Raw genomic sequence first — 17625 nt, 5'->3', positions numbered from 1 at the left:
CGTTTTGTCATTTTGGGAAGTGAAAAACCATTACAGTAATTGCCAGACCGCGGCGCTGCCTGGCTTTTCGCCTCGGGTCCACCACTTGGCTTGGTAGCGTTGGTTGTTGTATTCAACCTCATCGCCGCCGGAATAAGCGACGTTTGCTTGCCATTCACTGCTTTGGTTGGATTGGCTATCCCCGACGCGCTCCCATGGCCCGCCTTGGTCTGGGCGCTGACCCTTGGTCCACCACTTGGCGCGATACTCAACCCCTTGATACAGGACGCGATCGCCGCCCACATACACGGTGTTTTCATCCCACGTTGGCAAGCCACTGGCCGGCGTCACGGTGACCGTGAATTGTGCTTGCGTGGTTTTGTCGTCATCGCTGACCTCGACCGTGACCACATAGTCGCGACTCTCCGTCACTGTGGGTGCGGTTAGCGATACCTGATCACCGGTGCCAGAAACGGCCAGATCGCCGGATGCACGGTAGGTGTAGCTGAGTGTATCGCCATCTGGGTCGTTCGCCTCAACCGTCACGCGGGTTTGCTCACCGCTTTTCAGGCTAACTGGGGCGATAGGTGCCACGGTAGGGGCTTGGTTTTCACCCGGTACCACCACCTCGATAGTCGCATTGGCCTCGGCGTTAGCTTGACCATCCGATACCGTCACCGACAGAGAATAGTCGGTGCTGGTGCTCACATCGGGGGCGGTCACGGTAACCGAATCCGTGTCGCTATTAGTCAGGGTCAACGCCGTATCGCCTTGCCAGCGATAGGTCAGGGTATCGCCATCCCGATCACGCCCATTGGCGGCAATGGTTAACGACGCTCCGGGCGCCAGCGTATAGCTTTGCTGCGCAAGGGTGACGGTTGGAGCACTATTGACGGGTGGTTGACCATCCTGTGCTAGGCCTTCGTGCATCGCATTGAGGATATCGCCATTGTCGGCATCGATTTCCCAAGCAAACAAACCGGCGAAGTTGTGATTGCGCACATACTGGCCTTTGGCTTTGACCGAGCGCTGGTTGTCATAAGTGACGAGCTTGCCGTTGTCTGGGTTCCAAACGTAGGCCGCTTCAGCTTGCTCATCATAACCGGGTTGGAAGCCATTGATGCCGTTCCCCGCGCTGCCGAGCATTGATTTGACGACGCCTTTGTAGTCAATCACGCCCGCTTCCCAAATACCATCAGCGGTGCTGCCTTTGATGGGGCCGTTAGCTGGCGCGGTCATCGGATTGCTAGGATCGGTTGCATTGGCAGGGAAAACGCCTTCCCAGCCACGACCGTACATCGCGGTACCGATCACCATTTTTTCCGGTGGCACGCCGCTCTCTAGCAGTAATTGCACGCCATTATCGAGCGTGTAGGCCGGGCCTTTGCGAGGTTCGCCGTTGTCATCGACGCCAGTACCATCACATTCACCCGCACTCATGTGGCTGCCGCAGTAAATGGCAGTTTGGTGACCGGTGACATTATTCCATGCGCCGAAAAAGTCGTAGGTCATGGCAAAGATGTAATCCATGTACGGCGCGCTGGCGCTGTAATCGACATTGGCGACTTTGTCATAACCAGCCCCGACGGCCGAGGTGAGTTGGTACTCACGGCCCGTGTCGGCTTCGAGCTCATCCAACATCGCGCGCAGCTCACGCATTAAGGCCGCGTAGGCTTGGCTATCTTTATCTGGGTCACCTAAATCAGGGTTGGCACCGCCACCGCCTGGATATTCCCAGTCAATGTCGACCCCATCGTAGAATTTCCAGGTTTGCAGGAACTCTTTCATTGAGGCAACAAAGACATCACGGTTGGCCTTGTCGGTGAAATCATAGAAGGGGTCGGATAGGGTCCAGCCGCCCACGGAGGGGAGAATTTTCAGATCCGGGTAGCGCTGTTTGAGCGCCATCATTTGCGCGTAGGTGCCACCAATCGGATCTTTAGCTGGCGTGCCGGGCAGTTTTTTCTGAATCGCCGCCCAAGGGTCATGGATCGCCACTTCATAGTCTTTTGAGCCTTGGCAGGCAAGCTCCAGCGCGCGCAAGCTGTTGCCATTTTCGATGTCGCCCAATGACTCATTGGGGCCACAAATGGGGATAAAGCCATACAAGATGTGGGTGAGATTCCCCGCGGGCACCTGACTGACATCGAAGTTACGACCATAAATGCCCCATTCGACAAAGTATGCCCCCACCACGGTATCAGGTTGTTTGGGGTAGTCGTTGTTGTTGGGGTCGACATTCATCGGCAGTGGGTCAAGATGCACACCGTCGGTGTCTGCGATCACGATGGGTTTGGCGGCACTGGTCGCACACTGGCCATCCACGCCGCCTTCACACAAGGCGAGTTTAAGTTGATGGCGGCCGCCTTTGTCATAAGGGAATGTAACTGTGCCAGACTTGGTGCCTGCCGGTAAGGTGCCTTGATTGACGACCTGATCGTCAAAGTACACCTTGTAGCTGTCACCGCCATCACCGGACCAGGCATTCCATTTAATTTCAATTTGGACTTCATCCACGCGTTGCACCAGATCTTTGTACGATCCGCGGCCATATTCGTCGACTTCAACAAAAGAATAGTTTTGTGGCTTCCAGTCCAAACTTGGGGTTGAGGGGGCCGCCACGGCGTGGCTGGCACCCAGTGCCCCAGCAATCGCCAGAGAGAGTAGGGTCATTGGCTTCATGTTTGCTCCTTATTGTGTCACGCGTTGCCAAACAAGGGCAGCGCCGGGTTGCTCGTTGCGTGTCCACCATTTGGCTTGGTAGATGTTATCGCCGTAGCGCACGCGATCCTTGGCCACATAGACCTCAGAAGCGCGCCACGCGGGCAGGTTGCTGGTGGGTTCGTCGGTAGCTGGGATCACCGACAGATTGAAGCTATAGCTATCGTGGTGGCTAAAGACTTGGTTTTGCACCACGTCATCGGCATTAAACTGGATCTCGCCGTGACGCATCACCCCGATACGCAAGGGCTCGTTAGCTTGTTGTTCGATAAGATTGGCCAGCGCTTGTGGCCAATTCGCTACATTTTGGTCGGTCAGGGTGAGTGTGACATCCACCACTTCTTGGCCTTGGTGATTGTGCAAGCGGGCACGCACGCGATCGCCTAATGCTGCCATTTGTGGATGCGCGACAAAGTAGCCCAGCTCGTGCCACTGGGCTGGCGCTGTCTGACTAGGGGTGATGGTGATGTCGGCACAGTTGTAGAAGCCTTCACCGGCCGGATCAATGCGTTGCCAACGGCTATAGAGAATGGCATCACCTTGGCGATCGGCGGGCAAGGTCACGGTCATCTCGTAATAACGGTTACCGTCATCGCCGACCATAATGGGCAGATCGCCAAAGGTGTCGATCTTTTCGAGATCGTCCCACGTCAGCGCATCGGTCGCGCCGTTGTAATCTGGCTTGGTGAGATAAATTTCCCAGTAACTTGGGTTGTGAGGTGTGGTGGCGCGAAAGCGCACGTCAATTTGACCATTGCCATCTGGGGTGACCTCGGTGCGTTGCCAGTCCGGTGAGGGCAAACTGATCCCGGCTTTATTGGGATCGCCGGCGCCACATAAGTTGCCATCGGTAACGGCTGCTTTCACGGCATTCATATTGCGGTAATCCGCCACCAATTGCGCCGATTCATGGTGTTGCACAAACGGGTAGTGCCCCGATTCTAAGAACGCCGCGCGACAGGCAGCGTTAGGGATACCTGACCCATCTGAAGGCCACCAATAACCCCCTTGCTCATGGCAAATCGCCTGGCGCGCTTTGGGGCTTTCTAAATAGCCATGTGCCATCACCTGTGTACTGCTTGCCGCCAATGCAAGGGCGATGGCGGTACGGCAGGAAAGTTGAGTAAACGAAGACTTGAACATAACGACTCCTTAACGGGGGCTCGCGGCCCCCGTATTCAAGACCAGAAATGGATTAGAGGCTGCAGACTTGGCGCCAAGCTTGACCACCGGGGGCCGCTTGGGTCCACCACTTGGCTTCCCACACCGCCTCTTGGTAGATAAGTTGGTCGCCACCGCTGGCATGATTGCTCCCGTTAGGCCAGTTGGGGTAGGTACTCAGGCTGGCGACATCGACGCCGGGACACTGAGACTCTCCGCCACTTTGGCCGGTACTACCGGGGAACGCAGGCGGAAGGCTTGGATACTCCTGCTTCACCGCATAGCGCTGGCCATCTTTTTCGATGGTGATATTGGTCGGGTTAGTGATCGGCATGTAGTACATCACCTGAGCGTCCAAGGTTTCACCCGGCTTAAAGCTTTGCTCAATGCCACCCCATTCGTTAATCAAGGTGATGGCAAAGCGATGATGCGTGGCATCAAACCCGCCGATGTTGTTACCACTGGCGTTGCTGCTATCACGCACGACTTCCATGCGCAGCTTTTTCTGAGCGTTCCAGTCAGATTTAAAAATGGCCGACGTAGACACTGGCACATCAAAGCTGATGGTGGCGCCCGATAAGTCCAGATCCGAGTGGTTGGTAAAGCGGAACGTCGGGCGGATAGGATAGTTGTCATCGCCCACTGGGAAGTTCAGCACGTCAAACGTGACATCCACTTGCTCGCTTGGCACTTGGAAGTTGGCATCGCCGCGTTGCAGTGAGTAGTCGCTGCCGGATTGCTTAAAGGTTTGGTATGCCAGCGAGGTCAGGGTGTCACCCATAAAATAGGCTTGACGCTGATCATCATAGCGATAATCCCCCGCCAGCTCCCAGAACATCACCCCGCCTAGGCCTTTGTTGATTACGTAGTCCACTTTCTCGGCCATCGAGGTTTCGTCTTCCATCGACAGGAATACGCGTTTTTCCTCGTTCCAAACCCATGGCGCTTTGGCGATGTCATCGTAGTAACGCTGATAACTACCAGTAAGGCGATCAGTGGTGTCTTGCTCAGGGTCAAGTCCGTATTCCGCCGCATAGGCCGGGAGTTTGCCATCGAGCAAGTTTTTCACATGCCATAAAGGGTTGGAGCCAGCAGGCACTTCGTTGCCGAGCTCGTCCACATCATGCCAAAGGTTATCAATGCCGACTGCACCGTTGCCGCATTTGTTTTTCTCACCGACACCAGTGCCAGCAGGGCACTCACTTTGGTTTGGCAGTGGCGCGCGTCCCCAAAGGCCTTTATCGCCGCCTTGTACGTCTTTAAAGCCGCGGGTGTAATACGGGATACCGATATTGATGCGGCCGGGTGACATACCGCCCATAAAGTAGGTGGCTGCCCAGTCGGTATTTAAATATCCAATCCCCTCAAACTCAGGGGTTTGGTAGACATTCCACTGTTTAAGTTCGGAATCCTCTCCGGTGTCATACAGCGGCGCTTGATGGCCAACATGATCGTTCCATGCCCCGTGCAGGTCATAGCTCATGATGTTGACGTAATCTAAGTATTGGGTGGTTTGGAAGGTTTCCATCCCGCGCAATAAGTAACCCGATGACGGTGCGGCGATGGTCAGCATATAGTGCTTGCCATCTTGTGCACTGGCTTTATCGAGCGCTTCACGCAGCGACTTCATCAGCACTTGATAGGATTTATTCAAGTGCGCGCGACGTGGGTTGGAGTACTCGAAATCGTCAGGGTGGCCAGAGTCTTTCATCGACGATGGGTATTCATAATCAATGTCCAAACCATCAAAGCCATACTGACGCAAGAAGGCGACGGCACTGTCGGTGAAAGCCTTGATGCCGGCTTGGTTGACGCTGCCATCGGCATTGGTGGTCATGGTATAGAAACCGCCACTGTCGATGCGCTCGCCGTTTTCACCGAAGTAGCCCCCGGTTTCGGCCCAGCCGCCCACGGAGATCAGCGTTTTCACGTCGGGATGCTGCTTTTTATACTTGTTGAGCAAGTTAAAGTGGCCTTTGTACGGAAGGGTCGGATCCATCTCTGCGCCGGCCACGCCTGGCCAAGTCATCTGGGTCGCGGGGTTATCGGGGGCATTGGGATCGCCGATAGACAGTTGGTTGTCCGCGTTGACGTGAGCAAAGGCGTAGTTAATGTGGGTGATCTTTTCCCAAGGAATATCGCTGACTAAATAAGCGGGCTGGCCGTTAGCGCCGTTTCGCCAGCTAGTGAAATAGCCGATAACACGACGAGGGTGATCAGCGCCCATGTCTTCAAGGCCGTTTTCGTCATACACAGAGCAATACGGCACGTCGACATCTGGGGTTGTGTATAAACCCGCCGGACGACAGGCATACTCATCGCCGCCGGTTGGGTCATCACCCACCACCTGTTGCAATGTTTGGGTGTCGGTCGCGCCTTTGTCGTCGGTCACGGTGAGGGTAAAGGTAAAACGCCCCGTTTGTTCAGCTTGCCAGTCAATGGTGGTCGCTTCTGCACCTTCATATAAGACGGTGTCGCCTTGGGAGAGCGCAAATGAGGTCACCGTGCCATCCGTGTCGCTTCCGGCGAGGGTGAAGGTGAGTGTGTCGCCAACCTTAACGGGTCCAGACGGGGAGACGGTTAGTGTTGCGTTAGGGGCTTGGTTAACGCTGCCCGCGCACTGGCCGAGGATTTTCCATGCTTTCCACTCGCCAGATTGAGTCGCAGGATCGGCTTGCGTCCACCACCTTGCCTCATAGGCGGTATCGTCCGCTTTAACTTGATCCCCCTGGGTGTAGGTATTACCACTCTGCCAATCGGGCAGGGGCTGGCAATCAACCGCAGCGTATACGCTGGGGCTACTTAACGCGAGTCCCGCCAAACCTAGCGCGACGGCACGTGATGGCGTCATCAGTTTCATATTTTGCTCCCAAAATTTTTGAAGCGAATTTCATCAATCCAGTCAGTGATTGATGAGTTCTTTCCCTACGCTTTTTGCACATAATGACCGACTTTCAGGTCAAGCTTAGGCAATAAAGCGAATATATTGGGCATTTTGTGCCAAGAAATGGAGGCGAGGGTGCAATAATTTGAGCGCGGGTTCAGAAATTAATTATTTGTAAAAAATAAGTACATCGATAGCGTGATGCCGGTTGAAACTTAAACAAACTTGACAGTTTGCAGGCTTGATTTCTTAATTTTTTTGCGATTCGTCATGTTTTTCGGCCTATGTCACGGAGAGTGTTATCAGTATGTTGTTGTTTTGGGCGAATTAAGTGGTGTGCGTATTCTGTGTGTAAAGGGTAAGGGACGTGTTCCGGCGAGAGCGCAACGAGGACCGTTTGACGTTGTGGTGACACGCTGATTGAAAGATAAGCGAGTTAAGACAAAATCTGTTTGCTTATGGCGCTGCAATTCTGTACTATCTCGCGCCTGATTCTCGGTCTTTTACTTTTCGTTCCTTGCTTCCGCTGGACGACCGAGCCAATTGTGGAAGCTGATTAATCCGTAAGGAGCAACTCAATGCGTCATTACGAAATCGTATTCATGGTGCACCCTGATCAGAGCGAGCAAGTTGCTGGCATGATCGAGCGTTACACTGCGTCTATCAAAGATGCAGGCGGTCAAATCCACCGTCTAGAAGACTGGGGCCGTCGTCAACTGGCTTACCCAATCAACAAGCTGCACAAAGCACACTACGTTCTGATGAACGTGGAAGCTGAGCAGGCTGTGATTGATGAGCTGGAAAGCATGTTCCGCTTCAACGACGCGGTGATCCGTAACATGATCATGCGTACCAAAGACGCTATCACTGAGCCATCTGTGATGATGAAGGCTAAAGAAGAGCGTACCGCTAAGCGTGAAGATCGCCCTGAGCGCGAAGAGCGTGCAGAAGCGAAACCAGAAGCAAAAGCTGAAGCGCAAGCTGAAGGCGAAAACGCAGCTGAGTAATTGCTGTGATGACCAATCGGTTGGAGCTTGCTGGTGTCATCAGTAAAGGTCCGGTCCGTCGCCAAAGCCCCGCTGGAATTCCGCACTGTCACTTTGTGCTAGAGCATCGTTCCACGCAGGTTGAAGCTGACCTACCTCGACAAGTGTTTTGTCGCTTATCAGTGGTAGCCAGTGGGCAAGTGTCAACACAACAAACGCAAAATTTAGCTTTAGGCAGCCATATCAAGGTAAGCGGGTTTCTCGCCTACCAAACCAGCCGACAAGGCGAGGGCAAATTGGTATTGCATGCCGACAACATCATAGACATTTAGATCAGGAGATAAGCCCATGGCACGTTTCTTCCGTCGTCGTAAATTCTGCCGTTTCACTGCAGAAGGCGTACAAGAGATCGACTACAAAGATGTAGCGACTCTAAAAAACTACATTACCGAATCAGGTAAAATCGTACCTAGCCGTATCACTGGTACTCGTGCTAAGTATCAGCGTCAACTGGCTCGTGCTATCAAGCGCGCTCGTTACCTGGCCCTGCTGCCGTACACTGACAAGCATCAGTAATCGGAACTGTCCAAGTTAGAGAGGATTGAAGAATGCAAGTTATTCTACTTGATAAAATCGGTAACCTGGGTGGCCTAGGTGATCAGGTAACTGTTAAATCTGGTTATGCGCGTAACTTCCTTATCCCTCAGGGTAAAGCAGTTATGGCAACCAAAGCCAACATCGAACATTTTGAAGCACGTCGTGCTGAGCTAGAAGCAAAAGTTGCTGAGCAACTGGCTGCTGCTCAAGCGCGTGCAGAGAAAGTTGAAGCACTAGAAGCGGTTGAAATCGCTTCTAAAGCGGGTGATGAAGGTAAACTGTTTGGTTCTATCGGTACCCGTGACATCGCTGATGCTGTGACTGCAGCCGGCGTTGAAATTGCGAAAAACGAAGTTCGTCTTCCAGAGGGCGCACTGCGTCACACTGGCGAGTACGAAATCAGCGTTCAGCTGCACTATGACGTGTTCGCAACTGTAAAAGTAAACGTTGTTGCTGCGTAATTGCGCACCAAGACGTCGAAAAAAACCAGCCTTCGGGCTGGTTTTTTTTCATCTTTTATAGCCACTGATAACGAAGGCCGAGTGTGAGCACGCTATCGTGATTTTTGAGCCCTGGTGGAACATCTGTCATATAATTGTGTTTACTCGTTATCTTTATCGAAAGCTTCTCGGTGATGGTCGAAGCCAAAGTGACGGCGCCTTCCACGCTGGTATTACTGGCCCCCGAAATCACTATGCTTCTTCCCTCTAAGCTGACATTTTCCATCCATTGCCACTGCCCCTTGGCTTGTGCCCGAATCACTGGCTCACGCACCGAGTAAGGCATGATGAGATCGTCATCGTCGATTTCATCAAGATTCGGACGTTGATAGCGATACCCTGGCCCCACTTCTGTGCTCAGTGTGAGTGTGTCACTTTGCCACCATTGATGACCGAGTCCTGTTGCTAGCATAAAGTCGTCAAAATAAGGGCCGTAACGATCTGCGACATAGGTGGCGTTGAGTAAAACATAGCTGTGATCACTGACGCCGCGGCTTACCTGCGTTTCTAACTCGGTTTTCCGTTTATCTTCATCTCCATCTTTTTCTACTTGCAGTACACTCGCGCTGGCTTGGTAACGTGTGTGCTTCCCGTCGTACTGTCCGCTTATTTCACCGTTGATTGTTTGTGAGTCGGCATTCCCGCTCAACTGTTGCAGACCTAAGGACAGATCGCTTTGCCAAGGCGACGAATCGGCCGCCGCAGCGTGGCTACATGGCATATACAATGTGGACATCAGAAGAAAAAGAGACGGCGTTTTCATCATGAATCACCTATTGACAATATCGCGCCTTATCCTAGGTGCATGGACGCCATAAGCGGTCAAATTTCCGTTAAAATCGCGGCGACTTCTTCAGCGTTGGGAAAAAAATGCTGCGTGGGGCAGCGTCTTGCGAGGACAGCGGGTATAATGACCTCCAGTAGCAATAGGTGAGTTTTTATGGCAGACAATCGTAAACCCGCAAAAGATCAGCAAGTCGCTAACCTTAAAGTGCCCCCGCATTCCATCGAAGCCGAGCAGTCTGTGCTGGGTGGCTTGATGTTGGATAACGAGCGCTGGGATGCGGTTGCGGAAAAAGTGGTTGGCCATGACTTTTACAGCCGCCCGCATCGATTGATTTATGAGTCTACCAAGTCGTTGCTCGATGAAGGCAAGCCGCTGGATTTAATCACCCTGTCTGAGCATTTAGAAAAAGGCGGACATTTGGATGATGTGGGTGGGTTTGCCTATCTCGCAGAGTTGGCGAAAAACACCCCAAGTGCAGCGAATATCGTCGCTTATGCGGATATTGTCCGTGAACGGGCTATGGTGCGTAATTTGATTGGGGTGGCGAATGAAATTGCGGACGCCGGTTATGATACCCAAGGTCGCACATCAGAAGATCTGCTCGATATGGCAGAGAGTAAGGTGTTTGCCATTGCTGAGTCGCGCACCAGCGAGACAGAAGGGCCGCAACATATCGACTCGGTGCTCAGTAAAACCCTTGAACGTATCGAAGAGCTTTTTAAAACCCCACAAGATGGCGTCACGGGCGTATCGACAGGCTTTACTGATCTGAACAAGAAGACGGCAGGTTTGCAGCCTTCTGATCTGGTGATCGTGGCGGCTCGTCCTTCAATGGGTAAAACCACCTTTGCGATGAACCTGTGTGAAAACGCGGCGATGGATCAAGAAAAGCCGGTACTCATTTTCTCGCTCGAGATGCCAGCGGAACAGCTGATGATGCGTATGTTGGCCTCGCTATCACGGGTTGACCAAACCAAGATCCGTACCGGCCAGCTTGATGATGAAGACTGGGCGCGTATTTCCTCATCGATGGGGATCTTAATGCAGAAAAAGAACATGTACATCGATGATAGCTCCGGCTTGACGCCCACCGATGTGCGCTCGCGAGCGCGCCGCGTTGCCCGTGAACACGGTGGGGTCAGCATGATCATGGTCGACTATCTGCAGCTGATGCGGGTGCCTGGTTTGCAAGAGAACCGAACCCTTGAGATTGCTGAGATTTCTCGCTCGCTCAAAGCGCTCGCCAAAGAGTTGAATGTGCCTGTGGTGGCGCTATCACAGCTTAACCGCTCGTTGGAGCAGCGCGCCGACAAACGCCCGGTAAACTCAGACTTGCGTGAATCAGGCGCGATTGAGCAGGATGCTGACTTGATCATGTTTATTTACCGTGACGAAGTCTATAACCCGGAAAGTGCGATGAAAGGGATTGCAGAAATCCTGATTGGTAAACAGCGTAACGGCCCGATTGGCTCGGTGCGGCTGACGTTCCAAGGCCAGTATTCGCGATTTGATAATTATGCAGGGCCGGCGTTTGATGACGAGTAATCCTTTTATCATGACCAATGCCGCCAAAGCCGTTATCGACCCGGAGGCGATGGTACACAACATCCAGGTGATGCGTCGCCAAGCGCCCAATAGCAAAGTGATGACAGTGGTGAAGTCCGATGGTTACGGCCACGGGTTAGTGTCGGTTGCCACCACACTTGCGCCTTATAGCGATGCCTTTGGGGTGGCACGGATTGAAGAAGCACTGACGTTACGCCAGGCCGGTATACGCTTGCCTATTGTCTTGCTGGAAGGTTTCTATGAAGCCGACGAGCTACCGCTATTGGTTGAACACCAGCTGACCGCCACGGTGCACTGCCATGAGCAAGTTACCATGCTGACCAACGCGGCACTGAGTGAGCCTTTACCTGTGTGGTTAAAGGTCGACTCTGGGATGCATCGCTTAGGCTTTGAGCCTGAGCAAGTGCCAGACGCACTCTCTGCCTTGAAAGCGTGTGACAATGTGGCGCCGCAAATTGGCTTTCTCAGTCATTTCGGTTGCGCCGACGAGATGGATAATCCCATTACGCAAGCGCAAATAGATACCTTCACACAAGTGACGGAAGGGCTGCCTGGAGAACGCTCTCTGGCAGCGTCATCGGGGACCTTGTTTTGGCCGCAGAGTCACTTTGATTGGGTGCGTCCCGGTATTTGCCTATACGGCATTTCGTCGCGCATTGAACTGACGGGTGAACAGCTGGGCCTGAAACCGGCGATGCGCTTAACCTCAAGGGTGATGGCCGTTCGTAAGCTAAAAGCCGGTGAACCGGTAGGCTACGGCGCGCGCTGGCGTAGCGAGCGCGACACGCTGATTGGTGTAATAGCCATCGGTTATGGCGATGGCTACCCTCGACTGGCTCCCGATGGCACCCCTGTTTGGTTGAATGGCCGCGAAGTGCCACTCGCCGGGCGGGTATCGATGGATATGATCACTGTTGATCTTGGCCCAGATGCGACCGATAGCGTGGGCGACGAAGCGGTACTGTGGGGGCCTGAGCTACCAGTTGAACGGATTGCACGTCTCGTCGACACCATCGGCTATGAGCTCGTATGCCAAGTAACTGGCCGTGTGCCGCGCCAATACCTGACCATCCCCTCTGATCAGCGGGCGACGGGTTAGGCGGCGTCACCCTTCTCTGAACGCATGTTGGCCAGCGAGATTAGACGTTGGCTTGTGGCGCGCCTTGCAAGGTCACTACCAAGGTACGCGTGCCGCCCTGGTCGCGATGCTCGCCCAGATAAATCCCTTGCCACGTACCGAGATTCAATTGACCTTGGCTGATGGGGACAGTGATACTTGCGCCTAATAATGACGCTTTGATGTGCGCTGGCATGTCATCGTCTCCTTCGTAGGTGTGGCGATAATAAGGCGCACGCTCAGGCACTGCGTGATTAAAGTGCGCTTCCATATCTTGGCGCACGGTTGGGTCGGCGTTTTCATTGAGGGTTAAGCTCGCCGAGGTGTGCTTGATAAACACCTGTACCATACCCACATCAATATCGCTTAGCATAGGAAGTGCGTGAACGATCTCGTCGGTGATTAGGTGAAAGCCGCGCGGCCGGGCACGTAGACGAATCTCAGTTTGATACCACATAAGCAATCCTTGTTGTGATCTTTATTGTATGCAGTTGGCTCAAAGGCGATCCAACTATTCTATGATTGATCGCAACCTACTCACAGCGATTGCATGTGAGAATCGAGCCATGATTATGTAATATTACACCAATGACCGCTGCGTACAGCGTGGTGGTGCTGACGTTATACAGGATCCTTGCCTGCTGTGATACCCACAGCAGCACTCACAACGCGATTTGGATGACATGATGCTAAAGACAACGAATCCCACTCAGACCGTGGCGTGGCAATCACTGACCGCCCATTTTGAAGAAGCGCAGGACTATACACTGGCTGATCTGTTTGCTGATAATCCAGAGCGATTTGCCCACTTCTCAACGCAATTCGAAGACAGCATTCTGTTGGATTATTCCAAAAACCTGATCAGTGAAGAGACACTGACTAAGTTATTGGCACTCGCCGACGAAACCGGGGTGGCTGAAGCGATTGAGTCAATGTTTAGCGGTGAGAAAATCAACCGTACAGAAGATCGCGCGGTACTCCACACAGCACTACGGAATCGCAGCAACACGCCTATAATGGTTGACGGCGAAGATGTGATGCCTAAGGTCAACGCGGTATTGGCACAGATGCAGTCTTTCTCCGAGCGCGTGATCAGTGGCGAATGGAAAGGTTATACCGGTAAAGCGATCACCGATGTAGTGAATATTGGTATCGGGGGATCAGATTTGGGCCCTTATATGGTGACCGAGGCACTCGCCCCTTATAAGAACCATCTCAACCTGCACTTTGTCTCTAACGTCGATGGCACTCACATGGCCGAGACGTTAAAAGCCCTTAACCCGGAAACCACCTTGTTCTTGGTGGCGTCAAAAACCTTTACCACCCAAGAAACCATGACCAACGCGCACACGGCGCGTGACTGGTTAATGAACGCAGCAGGCGATGAGAGCCAGGTGGCGAAGCACTTTGCTGCGCTTTCTACCAACGCGAAGGCGGTGTCTGAATTTGGTATCGATACGGCCAACATGTTCGAATTCTGGGACTGGGTTGGCGGCCGCTATTCACTGTGGTCAGCGATTGGTCTTTCTATCTGCTTGGGCGTAGGTTACGACAACTTTGTCACCTTACTCGATGGCGCGCACCAAATGGATAACCACTTCAAAACCTCACCCATGGCACAAAACATGCCGGTGTTATTGGCGTTGATTGGTATTTGGTACAACAACTTCCACGGGGCGGAATCAGAAGCGATTTTACCGTATGACCAATACATGCACCGTTTTGCCGCGTATTTCCAACAAGGCAATATGGAATCAAACGGTAAGTATGTCGACCGCAACGGTAATCCTGTTGACTACCAAACCGGCCCAATCATCTGGGGTGAACCAGGCACCAATGGTCAGCATGCTTTCTATCAGCTGATTCACCAAGGCACCAAGCTGATCCCATGTGACTTCATTGCCCCTGTGCACAGCCACAATGCGATTGGCGATCATCACGCCAAATTGATGGCGAACTTCTTCGCCCAGACGGAAGCGCTCGCGTTTGGTAAGAGCCGTGAGCAAGTTGAAGCCGAGTTAATGCAAGCGGGCAAATCCGCCGAAGACGTGGCTGCGATTGCGCCATTTAAAGTGTTTGAAGGTAACCGCCCAACCAACTCGATCTTGGTAGAGAAAATGACCCCTTATACACTCGGCGCTTTGATTGCCATGTATGAGCACAAGATCTTCACCCAGGGGGTAATTTGGAATATCTTCAGCTTTGATCAGTGGGGTGTTGAGCTGGGTAAACAGCTGGCGAGTAACATCCTGCCAGAGCTCGGTGATGCGCAACAGGTTGAAAGCCACGATAGCTCGACCAATGGATTGATCAACGCGTTTAAGCAGTGGCGCCAAGCCTAAGCTGAGCTAACCGCGATTGAGAAAGTCAAACGCCGCGATGGTTATCGCGGCGTTTTTATATTTTGTGGCCGTCAGCGACGTACGCCCGCTTAGTGATCGAAACAGATCTCAATAAAGGCAGTGCCGTGTGGGGATTTAAATGGCATGATGATCACTGGACCATCGCTTTTGTGGTTGATGGTATGGCCTTTGCCGGATACGACCACAGGGGTCGCCATCTCAAATTCGAAGCCCTTTTCTGACAAAATACGCTTCGCGCCACCTGTCACCATATTGGTGATCTCACCGACCATATCCGTCACTTCTTCATCAATCGACTCGGACCGCTCTCCGAGCATACGCTGCATGATTTCAAGCGCCATATCTTCATCAAAGGTAACGGAAAAGGAGCCCTTAGTCTGTGGGCCGACCATACCAATTAACCCAGAAACGTCCCCTTTGGCGATCTCTGACTTTTTCAAGTGAGGCTTCTCTGGCTGGATTTCCAGCTGTGCCATCGTCTGTAGCACATTGATCAGTGAAGTAAGAAATGGGTTGACGAATTGTGCTTCCATAAAGAATGTCCGTCCTAATCAATTCAGTATTAGTGGGCTAGGCATTGTGCGCAGGTACCATGGGTTTCAATCACGTGATGTTGAACCTTAAACCCCATTGTTTGCGCCTTTTCACGCAACGCCTCAGAAAGCTCCTCAGTGTGACACTCTTCCACGGTGCCGCATTGATCACAGATGAGCAGTTGGGAGCAGTGCCCCTGGTGGCCAAGATGACAACAAGCGATATAGCTATTAGTTGACTCCACCTTATGCACAAACCCCTGCGCTAACAGAAAGTCTAGCGCACGATAAACCGTTGGCGGTTTGGCTTGTGGCTCTGTTTCACGCAACTCATCTAGCAGCTCATAGGCGGTGATCGCGCGTGAATAGTTGGCGATAATCTCGTAAACGCGCGTTCGCTGCGGCGTTAATCGCACGCCGCGTTGTTCACAAAGCTGCTGTGCGTGGTGCAGTAACCCAGTGGTGTTGGTCATAGCGCCTCAAAGTGCTAACAGTCAGTCAGTTATCTTATCATAGCTGTATAACATCGCACCCCACCTATCGTCATCCTATGCGCTTTGCCACAAGTGTAAATAGGTAGTCCAATATCACTTGATCGCGATCAGTCACCCTACAGTAATGATAGAAGTAAAAATAAAAACCAATCAGTCGATTTTTGAATCGGCTAACTGTTTTGCGCTGTTATGTCAGTATGATGACAGCGTGCCACAGGCATTAAAAACATACCTTTACATCCATAATAGGAGTATGTACCGATGAAAAAACTGTTAGCCCTCGCCGCCTTGGCGTTCGCGTCTGTTTCAACGCAAGCGGCTGCCAATGAGTGTGAGTTAACTGTCACCACCGGCGATAAAATGGCCTACGACCAGTCATCGTTGTCCGTACCAGCAAGCTGCAGCGAAGTCACGCTAACACTTGAGCATCAAGGCTCAATGCCTGTGACCTCTATGGGCCACAACTGGGTGCTGTCGGAAACGTCTAACTTGCAAGATATCGCCATGAAAGGCGCCGGTGCAGGGGCAGATAACGACTATCTACCACAAGGCGACGACCGCATCTTGGCACACACTAAGCTGATTGGCGGCGGTGAAAGCACCAGCATCACCTTCTCAACTGAAGGCTTGCAAGGCAAAGACTTAACCTATTTCTGCTCTTTCCCAGGTCACTGGACGGTAATGAAAGGCAAATTCACCATCGAATAAGTCTTGTCGCGAGAGAGCAGAGCAACTGGCTCTCTCGCCCATTTCATTTGCTCGTCATCTTGCTCGGTTAGGCTTTGCTGTAAACCGACACCCGCCAACGGATTGACGGAGCAAGAGGGTGAAAAAACTCCGCTACTACAGCTACAATTTGGCCGTCAATGCGATCCCAAATCACTGGTATCGCACTTGGATGCGCCGGCAACTTTTACCCATTTATCAGCAGCATCAATCCGATATCGACCAGCGCGTCAGCTACTACAACCGTATGGCTGCACCATTTTGCTTGTCCGAGCAATACTGTGATCACCAGACGGGCCGAGTGAGACAAGACCACGGCTCGGTGTATTTTTTCGATATATTGCGGGTAATGCGCTGGTTCCCAAATGGCTTGTTTCTACATTACTTAGGCGGCGATGTGACACAACCACCATTTACGCCAGCATTTGTAAAAAGCCGCCCCATTCATGGCGACAATCAAAACGCTGTCCTGCTCAAGCTCAATGCGGTGCGTCATTTTCAATTTATCGATGATCCCGTACCGTTTGGGCAAAAACGCGATAGCGCGGTATGGCGCGGGCGATGCTTCAATGACAAGCGTCGTCAGCTTCTTCAGCGCTTTTACACGCACCCTATCATTGATGTCGGGGATACCCGCCCAGCGAGTGATACTGACCAAGCCTATCGAAAAGCCCCGCTGACACCGAAAACGCAGCTACAGCATAAGTTTATTCTCAGTGTGGAAGGGAAAGACGTTGCCACCAATTTAAAATGGATCATGTCCTCCAACTCGCTTTGCTTGTCACCCCCAATGGAATATGAAACCTGGTTTATGGAGGGCCAATTAATCCCCGGGGTCCACTATGCCGAGGTCAACGCTGATTTCTCCAACCTAGAGGCAGTCATCGACTATTACCTCACTCATCCGCATGAAGCACAAGCGATCATCAACAATGCTCACCAATGGGTGAATCAATTCCGCGACCGACAAAAAGAGTCGGTGATCAGCTACTTAGTTGCAGAGAAATACTTTCGGCTCTCGCAGCAGTTATAGGTCCACAGGGGCACGCTTCGTTTAAGCCATCATAACGGCTGCCATACTATTAGCTTATGCGTTTCCTCTGCCTCGTGGTCAAGCGGAATGGTTCTGCTTAAATCTTACCGATGCAATGTGTATAATCCGCGTCCGCCTGTCGAAAACGACCGTCGTTTAACGTAATTTGCAGAGATTC

16 protein-coding genes are annotated in these 17625 nt (G+C 52.4%); 9 read left to right on the top strand and 7 right to left on the bottom strand.

Annotation, left to right across the window (positions count from 1 at the left end):
• Nucleotides 1-30: 30 nt before the first annotated feature.
• From C7A19_RS09280 to C7A19_RS09270, 3 genes are read right to left on the bottom strand one after another with little or no spacing between them, the layout of a single operon-like run.
• Nucleotides 31-2661 (bottom strand): glycosyl hydrolase family 18 protein, encoded by a 2631-nt coding sequence (locus tag C7A19_RS09280; RefSeq protein ID WP_116644749.1) that lies wholly within the window; start codon nucleotides 2659-2661, stop codon nucleotides 31-33.
• 9 nt (nucleotides 2662-2670) lie between these two features.
• Nucleotides 2671-3843 carry a lytic polysaccharide monooxygenase gene (locus C7A19_RS09275; protein WP_116644748.1) on the bottom strand — a complete coding sequence of 391 codons (1173 nt, stop codon included), beginning with the start codon at nucleotides 3841-3843 and terminating at the stop codon, nucleotides 2671-2673.
• Nucleotides 3844-3895: 52 nt separating this feature from the next.
• The gene (locus C7A19_RS09270; protein ID WP_235614285.1) at nucleotides 3896-6721 is read right to left on the bottom strand and encodes a glycosyl hydrolase family 18 protein; all 2826 of its coding nucleotides are present in this window, start codon (nucleotides 6719-6721) and stop codon (nucleotides 3896-3898) included.
• A 602-nt stretch (nucleotides 6722-7323) separates the two neighbouring features.
• Here C7A19_RS09270 and rpsF point away from each other — a divergent pair.
• The 4 genes from rpsF to rplI are packed head-to-tail and all read left to right on the top strand — an operon-like array spanning nucleotide 7324 to nucleotide 8789.
• Nucleotides 7324-7752, top strand: a complete 429-nt coding sequence (gene rpsF, locus C7A19_RS09265; protein ID WP_069361595.1) for a 30S ribosomal protein S6 — start codon at nucleotides 7324-7326, stop codon at nucleotides 7750-7752.
• Nucleotides 7753-7760: 8 nt separating this feature from the next.
• A complete protein-coding gene (gene priB, locus C7A19_RS09260; RefSeq protein WP_077772274.1) occupies nucleotides 7761-8063 on the top strand; it encodes a primosomal replication protein N in 303 nt (100 codons plus the stop codon).
• 16 nt (nucleotides 8064-8079) lie between these two features.
• Nucleotides 8080-8307 carry a 30S ribosomal protein S18 gene (rpsR, locus tag C7A19_RS09255; RefSeq protein ID WP_069589695.1) on the top strand — a complete coding sequence of 76 codons (228 nt, stop codon included), beginning with the start codon at nucleotides 8080-8082 and terminating at the stop codon, nucleotides 8305-8307.
• Between the two features lie 32 nt (nucleotides 8308-8339).
• Complete coding sequence (gene rplI / locus C7A19_RS09250; RefSeq protein WP_046074368.1) at nucleotides 8340-8789, top strand: 50S ribosomal protein L9; 450 nt, start codon at nucleotides 8340-8342, stop codon at nucleotides 8787-8789.
• 55 nt (nucleotides 8790-8844) lie between these two features.
• Here rplI and C7A19_RS09245 read toward each other — a convergent pair whose 3' ends face one another.
• Entirely contained in the window at nucleotides 8845-9594 is a 750-nt protein-coding gene (locus C7A19_RS09245) for a DUF481 domain-containing protein (protein WP_116644747.1), read from the bottom strand.
• A gap of 174 nt (nucleotides 9595-9768) precedes the next feature.
• Here C7A19_RS09245 and C7A19_RS09240 point away from each other — a divergent pair, with 174 nt between their 5' ends.
• Both C7A19_RS09240 and alr read left to right on the top strand, forming a co-directional pair.
• Nucleotides 9769-11160, top strand: coding sequence for a replicative DNA helicase (locus tag C7A19_RS09240; RefSeq protein WP_046074366.1), 1392 nt, complete (start codon nucleotides 9769-9771; stop codon nucleotides 11158-11160).
• On the top strand, nucleotides 11150-12280 hold the full coding sequence (alr, locus tag C7A19_RS09235; protein ID WP_235614284.1) for an alanine racemase: 1131 nt from the start codon (nucleotides 11150-11152) through the stop codon (nucleotides 12278-12280). The genes C7A19_RS09240 and alr overlap by 11 nt, the downstream gene beginning before the upstream one ends.
• A gap of 40 nt (nucleotides 12281-12320) precedes the next feature.
• Here alr and C7A19_RS09230 read toward each other — a convergent pair whose 3' ends face one another.
• A complete protein-coding gene (locus C7A19_RS09230) occupies nucleotides 12321-12755 on the bottom strand; it encodes a secondary thiamine-phosphate synthase enzyme YjbQ (protein ID WP_116644746.1) in 435 nt (144 codons plus the stop codon).
• Between the two features lie 229 nt (nucleotides 12756-12984).
• Between C7A19_RS09230 and pgi the strand changes: the two genes are divergently transcribed.
• Entirely contained in the window at nucleotides 12985-14640 is a 1656-nt protein-coding gene (gene pgi / locus C7A19_RS09225) for a glucose-6-phosphate isomerase (protein WP_116644745.1), read from the top strand.
• A gap of 89 nt (nucleotides 14641-14729) precedes the next feature.
• On the opposite strand, the gene C7A19_RS09220 is transcribed toward pgi, so the two are convergent.
• Nucleotides 14730-15194 (bottom strand): chemotaxis protein CheX, encoded by a 465-nt coding sequence (locus C7A19_RS09220; RefSeq protein ID WP_046074362.1) that lies wholly within the window; start codon nucleotides 15192-15194, stop codon nucleotides 14730-14732.
• A gap of 29 nt (nucleotides 15195-15223) precedes the next feature.
• Nucleotides 15224-15667 carry a zinc uptake transcriptional repressor Zur gene (gene zur, locus C7A19_RS09215; RefSeq protein ID WP_069361600.1) on the bottom strand — a complete coding sequence of 148 codons (444 nt, stop codon included), beginning with the start codon at nucleotides 15665-15667 and terminating at the stop codon, nucleotides 15224-15226.
• 282 nt (nucleotides 15668-15949) lie between these two features.
• Between zur and azu the strand changes: the two genes are divergently transcribed.
• Both azu and C7A19_RS09205 read left to right on the top strand, forming a co-directional pair.
• On the top strand, nucleotides 15950-16396 hold the full coding sequence (azu, locus tag C7A19_RS09210; RefSeq protein WP_077457588.1) for an azurin: 447 nt from the start codon (nucleotides 15950-15952) through the stop codon (nucleotides 16394-16396).
• A gap of 118 nt (nucleotides 16397-16514) precedes the next feature.
• Nucleotides 16515-17447, top strand: a complete 933-nt coding sequence (locus C7A19_RS09205; RefSeq protein WP_116644744.1) for a glycosyl transferase family 90 — start codon at nucleotides 16515-16517, stop codon at nucleotides 17445-17447.
• Nucleotides 17448-17625: the final 178 nt, after the last annotated feature.

It is taken from the genome of Salinivibrio sp. HTSP (assembly GCF_003390965.1).
Taxonomy (GTDB): domain Bacteria; phylum Pseudomonadota; class Gammaproteobacteria; order Enterobacterales; family Vibrionaceae; genus Salinivibrio; species Salinivibrio kushneri.
This window is presented reverse-complemented; position numbering and strand designations above follow the sequence as displayed.

Coding starts and splice junctions, on each gene's coding strand:
- priB (WP_077772274.1), top strand. CDS start 7,761: ATGACCAATCGGTTGGAGCTTGCTGGTGTCATCAGTAAAGGTCCGGTC.
- zur (WP_069361600.1), bottom strand. CDS start 15,667: ATGACCAACACCACTGGGTTACTGCACCACGCACAGCAGCTTTGTGAA.
- C7A19_RS09275 (WP_116644748.1), bottom strand. CDS start 3,843: ATGTTCAAGTCTTCGTTTACTCAACTTTCCTGCCGTACCGCCATCGCC.
- C7A19_RS09280 (WP_116644749.1), bottom strand. CDS start 2,661: ATGAAGCCAATGACCCTACTCTCTCTGGCGATTGCTGGGGCACTGGGT.
- C7A19_RS09220 (WP_046074362.1), bottom strand. CDS start 15,194: ATGGAAGCACAATTCGTCAACCCATTTCTTACTTCACTGATCAATGTG.
- pgi (WP_116644745.1), top strand. CDS start 12,985: ATGCTAAAGACAACGAATCCCACTCAGACCGTGGCGTGGCAATCACTG.
- rpsR (WP_069589695.1), top strand. CDS start 8,080: ATGGCACGTTTCTTCCGTCGTCGTAAATTCTGCCGTTTCACTGCAGAA.
- C7A19_RS09230 (WP_116644746.1), bottom strand. CDS start 12,755: ATGTGGTATCAAACTGAGATTCGTCTACGTGCCCGGCCGCGCGGCTTT.
- rpsF (WP_069361595.1), top strand. CDS start 7,324: ATGCGTCATTACGAAATCGTATTCATGGTGCACCCTGATCAGAGCGAG.
- C7A19_RS09240 (WP_046074366.1), top strand. CDS start 9,769: ATGGCAGACAATCGTAAACCCGCAAAAGATCAGCAAGTCGCTAACCTT.
- rplI (WP_046074368.1), top strand. CDS start 8,340: ATGCAAGTTATTCTACTTGATAAAATCGGTAACCTGGGTGGCCTAGGT.
- C7A19_RS09270 (WP_235614285.1), bottom strand. CDS start 6,721: ATGAAACTGATGACGCCATCACGTGCCGTCGCGCTAGGTTTGGCGGGA.
- C7A19_RS09245 (WP_116644747.1), bottom strand. CDS start 9,594: ATGATGAAAACGCCGTCTCTTTTTCTTCTGATGTCCACATTGTATATG.
- azu (WP_077457588.1), top strand. CDS start 15,950: ATGAAAAAACTGTTAGCCCTCGCCGCCTTGGCGTTCGCGTCTGTTTCA.
- alr (WP_235614284.1), top strand. CDS start 11,150: ATGACGAGTAATCCTTTTATCATGACCAATGCCGCCAAAGCCGTTATC.